Below are 9,157 nucleotides of genomic sequence, written 5' to 3' on the forward strand. Positions count from 1 at the left end.
CTGATTTGCAAAAGCTGCGTTATTGGTATTAGGTACATTAAATGTAGGAGCATTTTGATTGCCAAAATTCTGTCCGCCAAAATTTTGACCGCCGAAATTCTGAGCCTGAGCCTGCCCGCCATAGTTTCCGCCATTTTCGTAATTATTGGTTATCTTAAACCCACCGGAATCCTCGCTGGATAGCACACCCACGTCGTTTAAATTTAAGCTTGGGCGTTCCTTTTCGTGTTTAGAGGCGCGGGCAACTTTCGGCGCGCTGATATTGTAATCTTCTTTGGAAATATTATTTTGCACTGCAAGATCTGCCGCCTGCTGCTCGGCATCATTAGCAGAATTTGAAGCACCGCCCTTGTCCTCAATATTTTGATTGATACTTGCCATACTGACGCTATCACTATCTTTAAGCAGCCAAAATATCGCTCCGATCGCAACCGAGATCAATATCAAAAGCCCCAAAATCGTCTTGTCGAATCTCAATACGAAATTCGGCTTAGATTTCAGGAAAGAAAACTGCTTTCTATTTTTGTTATACTCTTCCCATTTTTTTTCAAGTTCGTTTACTTCGTAAAATTCAAGCATTTATTATCCCCGAGCCTATCGCTGCCATCTCTATAATTTTATTATTAATCTGCGAAAAACTAATTTCCGTAGGTTTATTTACTTCGTAATACTCAAAAAGCTCATACATCTTATACATAAGCTTGTTGATATTCCTCATATTGCCGTCCGTTAAATTTAAAATCAAATCGAAATTATCGTCGCTAAACATAAAATAGTATTGTTGAAAGCCATGAAGCACAAGCTTTTTTTCAATATATAGCTTGACTTCGCCTAAATTTGAATTAGGAAGCTCGATGCTCTCCCAGATTCTAGTTTTAAAATAATCCTTCGCGAGGCGATCTTCCTCGTCAGTCTTATGCACTGTAAATAAAAATTTAAATAATCTAGTATCTGCCATAAGACGAATTTTTTCTATTAAATTTCCTGGATACAGCTGAGCCTCGTCAAGCAAAATAACGACCTGCTCTACCGCGCCCACGTTCGTAGAAATTCCAAATCTCTCTCTGTAAACCCGCATAAAATTTTCATAATTATCAATCGGCTCGCTAGGAGTTGAATGAAAAATCTGCGAATAAAGCTCTAAGAAAAATTCTTTCTCATCAAAAAACGGCTGTGGCACAAATACTACTCTTACCTTTTTTTCAAGATCGACCTTGATCTTATTAAGCAAAAATGTCTTGCCACAGCCCGGTTTGCCGTAAAAAAGTATAAGTTTTAACGGCTTTTGCAAAGCATTTAAAATTTTATGATAAGCAAGGGTAGATTTATCGAGATTAACGAAGTCTGAGACTTCGTTATCCTCGATAAAGATCTCCTTGATCGCCGTATAGTTATTACTCATTTTCGTAGATGGATTTTGAGTAACCTAGCTCTTTAAGCGAAGTAGCAAGCGGTGCGCCGGTATTGTCGATGATATGTGGAGTTACTACGAAGATTAACTCCGACGTGCTCAAAACATCGGCAGTGCTTTTGAAAAGATTTCCGATTAGCGGAATTTCAGCTAGCACAGGCACCCTAGTGTTATTCTTGGACTTAGTTGCGCCGATTAAACCGCCTAAAATTACAGTATCGCCATCATCTACCCAAACTACACTTGAGAGTTTCTTTTGCAAAGTATCAGGTGCGATATCTCTTCTACCGTTTTCTTTTCTTACATTATCTTCTGCATATTTAAGAGAACTTAAAGATGGATTGATTCGTAGCATAATCCTATTATCATCTGAAATTTCAGGCAAGATATTCAAAAGAATACCTACAAAGATCGAATACTGATCATCCGACTGAGTATCTCCGCCTTGATAATCACCTGTAGTAGTGGATTTTAATACGTAGTTAATGGTATCACCTACAGAGATAATAGCAGGCTGATTATTCATCGTAGTTACCTTAGGGCTTGAAATAATCTTGGTTTTACCTTTAGTCTCTAGGAAGTTAATTAAACCGTCGATATTAAAATTTAGATTAGCCCCTATCGTCCAAGTTCCGTGAGTATCGCTAGCCTTTCCTCTATTTCCGTTATCTATGTGATATCCTGAAAGCTTAGTCGGATCTCCACCTACATAGGTATTAAATCCCAATTGGAACTTACTCCAATCTATACCGGTAGTGTATTCATTATTTAGCTCGACAGATATGATATTTACATCTAGCAAGACTTGACGACTAAGGCGTTTTTGCATACCGCTTAGATATCTATCGACACGAGCTATCTGAGACTTCATAGCAGTAACGGTTACTAAACCGGCATTTTGATTTATAATAGGAGCGACTGCGACGTATTTTTCGGTACCGTTATTTAAAACAGAAGTGATTTCCTCGCTAATCTTCTCCCAAAAATCAAATTTCTCTTTGGTAGTGATCTTATTATCTTCTTTATTTTCTTTATCGTCGCTATCATCCACTTTCGTAGGTGCGGAATCGACAGAAGATTTAGTAACAGCAGTGCCTTCTCTAATAGAGGTGATGTAATCCACTTTAAAAGTCCTAGTCTCTAGCGCTGAAATTTTTAATATGCCATGAGAATACTCATAGCTTAGATTATTCTCTTTTATGAGTAGATCTAAAACTTCGCGTAAAGAAAGGTCTTTGATGCTTACGCCCTGCAGTGGCTTACTCATCTCCTCTTGAGCGATAGCGTCTTTTGCTACCACTGAAAAGCGGCACATATCGGATAGCTGAGTTAGCATCTCGTTTAGCGTAACGGTATCGTTAATCTTAATATTTAGCGCCTTCCTATCGCAGTTACCTGCAGTTGCGGGAGCGGCATATAGACTAGTAGCCGTAACAGACAAAGCAAGCATAGCGGCTATGCTAAGCTTTTTACTTATATGTAATAATGACATTTTGACTTCCTTGTTTTAGTGTTAGTTCGACTTTATTTTCATCGTCGTTGGTAATAATAACGCTATTACCCGTTATTTGCACGATCTTATATGAGCCTACATACTCGCCCAAACCATACCACTTATCGTTTAGCTTAACCTTATCACCCATAATACCCACTAGCTGATAACCTAGATCCACCTGCTGATTAGCTTCTCTAGGCGCATTAGCTTCTTTAGGATAAAACGGATCCTGCAAAGAAGCTATCTGCTCATCGCTAAGACCTACTCTAGGCTTACTAAGATCATCGAATATCGCATCGTACTTAGCTTTATAGGCGCCATTACTAGGCGCCACCGTTTGATTATTATCTACAGCAAATAGAGCAGTAGAAAGCAGCAAAGAGCATAAAATTAACTTTTTCATTAGTAATTTACTCCCCAGATAGATATACCGATGCTTCCACCGATTTTGCCGTTTTTAGTGGCATTGATATCCATCTTATTTACATCTACGATCATCTCCGATTGTTCGATAAGGTTGATATACCTAAGGACGTTCGAAAATGCTCCTTCAAATTTCACATCTATATCCAGCAAAGCTTCAGGCTGAAAAATTTGTTTGATGCTAGGCTCTCTTCTATCGCTGTGAATAGCATAAATTTTAATATTGTTATTCTCTGCGATCGTTGAGAGGCTATCCATAAATTTAGCCCAGTTCTTTTCATTATAGGTAAGCTTTGAAATTTCTTTTAGCTTACCGTCTAGATACCCGCGCTCTTCAATGATATTGTTAAGGTTGGTCCTAGCACCATTGAGGATATTGCGTTTATTATCAACGAAAGCTTTAGGATCACCGCCAAAAAACTCGTTATACTCTCTTTGTGCGCCTTCAAGCTTCGTCGTGGCAGTACTTAGATTTGTTTCGCTCTCCTCTAAATACGGATCCGCATAGCCACTCAAAATAAAGTAAGCTACCACACCTACAAACAATAAAGCTATATAAAAATAGTTATTTGCACTATTTCCCTTGGAGGCAAACCATTGATCAAGTTGATCTAATGAACTTTTCTTTTTCATTATTTAACCTCCACACTGATGTTGCTATCGTAAAAGACGGTTTTATTACCCTCTTGCAGCGCGATTGTTTTAGTATCCACGCCATACACCTCTTTTTTACTGATATCCTCTAAAAGCTCGGTCATCTGCTTATCGTTTTTGGTGCGCACCTGAACAGTTAGAGTCCTATTCTCATCACCGATCCTAACCATATTGCCCTTATTTTTAACGACCATATTGGTTAGCTCAAAAATAGAAACACCCTTCATAGCGTAATTGTTTTTCTTGTCTAAGATGGCATTAATTAGATCGCGCCTGTCGTTAAGCTCCTTACCACTCTTAGCAGCCTGGGCATTTACCTCTTTAGTCTCTTTATCCAAACGCGCATTTTCTGCTCTAGCAGGAACCATCTGATCTTCCAAACCTTGATATTCGCTAGTTTTATCATTAGCTACCATATTATTATAATATCCATAGCCGAAGTTATACGCAGGATACACAGCCCCAAGTAAGCAGCCTAGCAACATATAGCCTATCAGCTTGCCGGTTGATCTTTGGGTCAAAGGCGGAGGTCTCATAAACGGCGAGTAGTTGTGATCGTCATCTTTGGTAACCAAATAATCTTGACCCACCAAGAACATCAAAATATCTAGCTGAGTGAGCGGATAATCTTTTGCGTTGATTGCAACGTTAAAATTAAAATCCTTGTATCTTAGCTTTAGATTATTTTCTACAAAAACCTCGATCGCAGGAATTTTACCGATATCCGTTCCGATATAGACATTTTGAATATTGACGTTGTAAATTTTACTAATACCGTTCAACACGTCGTTGATATAGTAAAACATATCGTCAAAAATTTGGATCATATAATCGCGTTCGGTCGGATTTTCTAAATTTACTCCTTGTTTGGAGAGCAGTCTATAAAAGCTCTCTTCATCGACTCTGCTACCGACTAGCTCGACATATTTTTCATGTAAGAATTTTAGGTTGTATCTTACTTGACGAGATTGAAAATATTCGCCGTTTTGATACACTACCAAAAACGCATCGTCGCGCTGCAAGTAGATGAAGCAGTCGATTCCGTCGCGAGTTAGGACGCCTCTATTATACAAGCCCTCGTATAAAAACGGAGCCATAGCCACATAGTCGATGTAGTTCGTCCTAGCGGCGATCGCATCGAATTCTGAAGTGAGTTTGGCATTATCTACGACAAAGACATTGAAAATTCTATCATCGCCGCCAGCGCCTATTACCTCACTATAGGTGATTTTGTAATCCAAAGCGGTGTCAAGCCCCAGCTCCTCATACACCTTAACGACGATCGCATCTAAAAGATCCGCGTCCTCTACCGATCTGCTTATCTCGACCGTCGCAGTCATTATATCCTTATACGGAATATATGAGACGTAAGTTTCCTTCGCACGATTCGCTTTTGAGAAGTCGTGCTCGAAAACTTCATTCTCACTTAGACCGAATATGGTTTGCGTGACTTTGTTAATCGCAACAATCGAACTAGCATTTTTACTATTCTTTGCCATAACACTCCACTTCCAAATGAAATTTTCTACGCTGCTAATACTAATAGAAATAAAATAAAATGTCAATAGATAAAATCGGTTTTTACCCTAAATTCGTCATTTTTCCAGCTTTTTTTTACAAAAACTGTTAATTTTAAGTAAATTTTGACCTTAGAAAAATTTGAAATTAACTTTTTGGCTCGAATTCCGATCCGCTTGATCGCCTCGCCGTTTTTGCCGATCAACATCTCTTTGTGTGAATTGCTGTCCGTTATGATCCGCGCATATACCGAGATTAGACCGGGTTTTTCCACCACTTTTTCCATCACGACATCGCTGCAATACGGGATCTCGTCGCTCATGCTCTCAAAGATCGCCTCAAGTATGAAGTCGCGGTAAATTTCGCGTTCATTAGTCGCGCTTAAAATTTCAGGATCGTAAAAATACTCATGCTCGGGCAAAATTTTACAAATTTCGTCCAAAACCTGCTTTTTATAGACCTTTTTTTTGATGCTAACGGGGATTATCGCCTCAAATTTATCGGTAAATTTTTGATATTGCAGCAGCTTTTGCACGATCTTTTCGTCGTTTGCTTCGTCAATTTTAGTTAAAATCACGATATGTTTGGTGCCTGCGTTTAAATTTAAAAATTTTTCATATTCCGCGGTACCATCATGCACGGGCGCCAAAAACAGCACCAAATCGCAGCCCTCAATCGCTCCGAGCGCCACTTCGACCATCAGTTTATTCATCAGCTTGGCGCTTTCGTGCAGCCCGGGCGTGTCCGTAAAAATCACCTGATCGGCGCCGTTCATCGCGATGCCGTTAATCTTACGACGCGTGGCATTGATCTTGTGTGAGACGAGCGAAATTTTCTCGCCGCAGAGATAGTTTAACAGCGAGCTCTTGCCCGCATTCGTTCGCCCGATGAGCGTTACAAATCCGCTTTTCATATTTTCCTTAAATTTATAAATTTATCTTGCAACCGCAGCGCTAAGCCCTTACGAGTAAATTTTAAAATCTCGTTTTGTGCAGGCCGACTCCGCACGAGCGTAGAAATTTTAAAATTCCCACGCCGCGCAAACAGGTGAAATTTTAAAATTTCAAGCTGCACGGTAGCGCTCAATTTTACTCGCCTCGGCGCAAAATTTTATCTACTTCAAATTCTGCGCGCCATAGATTTTGCGACTTCATAAATTGATCGAGAAATTTTAAATTTTATCCTGCCATGCGCTACGGCTTGACATACAGCTCGCACCGCGCAGAATTTAATCATCCTTGAAATTTTACAAACTTAAAATTTTAAAGCATCGTCAAATTTAAAAGGACGAAGTTCTGCGCATTTTAAAATTTCGCTAAATTTCATACTTAAAATTCTAAATTGCTTTGCAAATTTAAAAACCGTAAAATTCCGCGGCTCCGCAGTTTTCTAAGAGCAACTGCCGCGCCGCCTTATAAAATGTATTTCGCCAAATCCTCGTCGCTTGCGATGCCTGCGAGCTTTTCGCTTACGAGCTTTTCATCCACGACGATCTTTTGCCCTTTAAATTTATCGGCTTCGAAGCTGATATCCTCAAGCACCTTTTCCATTATCGTATGCAGCCTTCTAGCGCCGATATCCTCGACCTTTTCGTTCGTGCTCGCCGCAAATTTCGCGATCGCTTTAACCCCGTCCTCGCTAAACTCCAGCTCGACGCCCTCGGTTTTTAAAAGCGCCGAGTACTGCTTAAGAAGCGAATTTTTGGGCTTAGTTAAAATTTCACACAGCGCTGCCTCATCTAAGCTATCAAGCTCGACGCGAAGCGGGAAACGCCCCTGAAGCTCGGGGATGAGATCGCTCGGCTTGCTGATATGAAAGGCGCCCGCGGCGATAAAAAGGATGTGATCGGTGTCGATATTGCCAAATTTCGTGCTTACGCTGCTGCCCTCCACGATCGGAAGCAGATCGCGCTGCACGCCCTCTTTGCTCGGATCCTGCCTGCCGCTATTGCCGCTTGAAACCGCCACTTTATCGATCTCGTCGATAAAGATAATGCCCTCGTTTTGCGCGCGCCTAACGGCTTCGGCTTTGATACTCTCCATATCGAGAACTTTCTCGCTAGCCTCGCTTTTAAGGGCAACTTTGGCGTCTTTGACCTTCATCTCTTTTTTGCTTTTACGCGTCGAAATTCCGATTACTTTGATGAAGCTTTCCTGCATATTCGCCATCTCCGGCGGCAAATTCGGATTTGACTCAAGCGCGTTTTCGCTCACTTCAATCTCGATGCTAAGATCGTCCAGATCGCCGCGCTCGAGCTTGGCAGCCATCTTTTCGTAGCTTTTTTCGTAATCTGCGACCTTCTCCTCGCTCGCTCCGCGCGGAAGCGGCGGAAGGACTTTTTCTAAAATTTTACGCTTGATGTAATCATCGATCTTGTCTTTGTTCTTTTCAAATTCCTCGCCGCGCACTAAATTTACCGACGCGGCGGCCAGATCGCGCACCATGCTCTCCACGTCGCGCCCCACGAAGCCTACTTCAGTATATTTGCTCGCCTCAACCTTGATAAAAGGAAGCCCAAACATCTTCGAAAGTCTGCGCGCGATCTCGGTCTTACCCACTCCGGTAGATCCGATCATTAGGATGTTTTTGGGTATCACCTCGTTTTTCATCTCATCTTCGAGCGCCATTCTGCGGTAACGATTTCGCAAAGCCACCGCTATCGTACGTTTGGCGCTATTTTGTCCGATTATATATTCGTCTAATTTCTCTACAATCTGCCTTGGCGTCATCATCTCTTTTCGTCCCAAATTGCGTATGTTTTGATGTTTTCGTTCGTGTAAATGCAAATCTCGCCCGCGATTTTAAGGCTTTGCTTTACGAGCTCTTCCTCGTCTAGGCTTGCAAATTTATCCAAAGCTCGCGCCGCGCTAAGAGCGTAATTTCCGCCGCTGCCGATCGCCGCGATCTTGCCGTCGTCCGGCTCTACCACGTCGCCCGTGCCGCTAAGCAAAAAGATATTTTTGCGGTCCAGTACCAGCATCATCGCTTCGAGCTTTCGCAGATACTTATCCTTGCGCCACTGCTTGCTAAATTCTATCACGGCCCTTAAAAGATCACCCTTTGCGCCGTCAAGACACTTTTCAAACATATCGAAAAGATTAAACGCATCGGCAGTGCTACCCGCAAAGCCCGCTAGGACGCCCCCATCTTTGCCGATCTTTCGAATTTTAGTCGCGTTGCCCTTTAGGACGGTGTTTCCGAACGTAACCTGCCCGTCGCCGCCGATGACAGAGGCCTTCGCGCCTTTGTAGGCTAAAATGGTAGTCGCTTCAAACACTAGCCACCTCTATCTCAAATTTAGCGCTTATGCCGTGCTTTAGCTTGGCATTTACGTCGTAGATCCCGGTCGTTTTGATGGCTTCGGTTTCTAAAATTTTCTTATCAATTTCGATCCCCTTTTGCTCTTTTAGTGCGGTTGCGATCTCATCTTTCGTGACAGAGCCGAAAAGCGCGCCGCTCTCGCCCGTCTGCTTTACGATCTTTACGCGGATCTTGGCTAGCTCCTCGGCTAGTTTTTGCAAGCTTGCGACCTCGTATTTTTCTAGCTCGGCCTGCTTTTTCTTATCCGCTTCAAATTTACGCAAAACCTCCGTCGTAGCGGCTTTGGCGTAACCTTTGCCGATTAGGAAGTTATTGCCGTAGCCATCCTTGACCTC

The 9,157-nt window shown here is 41.9% G+C and carries 9 protein-coding genes and 1 pseudogene; all 10 read right to left on the reverse strand.

Annotation, left to right across the window (positions count from 1 at the left end):
• Positions 1-579: pseudogene (locus Q0174_RS07855) on the reverse strand (hypothetical protein); the annotation flags it as partial.
• Positions 572-1,402: an ATP-binding protein gene (locus Q0174_RS07860; RefSeq protein ID WP_005870282.1), complete on the reverse strand. Its 831-nt coding sequence runs from the start codon at positions 1,400-1,402 to the stop codon at positions 572-574. The pseudogene Q0174_RS07855 and the gene Q0174_RS07860, both read right to left, overlap by 8 nt.
• The gene (gene mshL / locus Q0174_RS07865; RefSeq protein ID WP_297894751.1) at positions 1,395-2,903 is read right to left on the reverse strand and encodes a pilus (MSHA type) biogenesis protein MshL; all 1,509 of its coding nucleotides are present in this window, start codon (positions 2,901-2,903) and stop codon (positions 1,395-1,397) included. The genes Q0174_RS07860 and mshL overlap by 8 nt, the downstream gene beginning before the upstream one ends.
• On the reverse strand, positions 2,881-3,240 hold the full coding sequence (locus tag Q0174_RS07870; protein WP_177389139.1) for a hypothetical protein: 360 nt from the start codon (positions 3,238-3,240) through the stop codon (positions 2,881-2,883). Before Q0174_RS07870 ends, mshL begins: the two co-directional genes overlap by 23 nt.
• A gap of 68 nt (positions 3,241-3,308) precedes the next feature.
• Entirely contained in the window at positions 3,309-3,962 is a 654-nt protein-coding gene (locus tag Q0174_RS07875; protein WP_295152091.1) for a hypothetical protein, read from the reverse strand.
• Positions 3,962-5,482: a hypothetical protein gene (locus tag Q0174_RS07880; RefSeq protein WP_297942316.1), complete on the reverse strand. Its 1,521-nt coding sequence runs from the start codon at positions 5,480-5,482 to the stop codon at positions 3,962-3,964. The genes Q0174_RS07875 and Q0174_RS07880 overlap by 1 nt, the downstream gene beginning before the upstream one ends.
• A gap of 62 nt (positions 5,483-5,544) precedes the next feature.
• A complete protein-coding gene (gene era, locus Q0174_RS07885; protein ID WP_298043106.1) occupies positions 5,545-6,414 on the reverse strand; it encodes a GTPase Era in 870 nt (289 codons plus the stop codon).
• A gap of 499 nt (positions 6,415-6,913) precedes the next feature.
• Positions 6,914-8,233 carry an HslU--HslV peptidase ATPase subunit gene (gene hslU / locus Q0174_RS07890; RefSeq protein ID WP_298043108.1) on the reverse strand — a complete coding sequence of 440 codons (1,320 nt, stop codon included), beginning with the start codon at positions 8,231-8,233 and terminating at the stop codon, positions 6,914-6,916.
• Positions 8,230-8,778, reverse strand: coding sequence for an ATP-dependent protease subunit HslV (gene hslV, locus Q0174_RS07895; RefSeq protein WP_297923689.1), 549 nt, complete (start codon positions 8,776-8,778; stop codon positions 8,230-8,232). The genes hslU and hslV overlap by 4 nt, the downstream gene beginning before the upstream one ends.
• The coding region (rplI, locus tag Q0174_RS07900) for a 50S ribosomal protein L9 (RefSeq protein WP_298043110.1) at positions 8,771-9,157 on the reverse strand (387 nt) is incomplete at its 5' end. The genes rplI and hslV, both read right to left, overlap by 8 nt.

This window comes from uncultured Campylobacter sp. (assembly GCF_937996225.1).
Classification (GTDB): domain Bacteria; phylum Campylobacterota; class Campylobacteria; order Campylobacterales; family Campylobacteraceae; genus Campylobacter_B.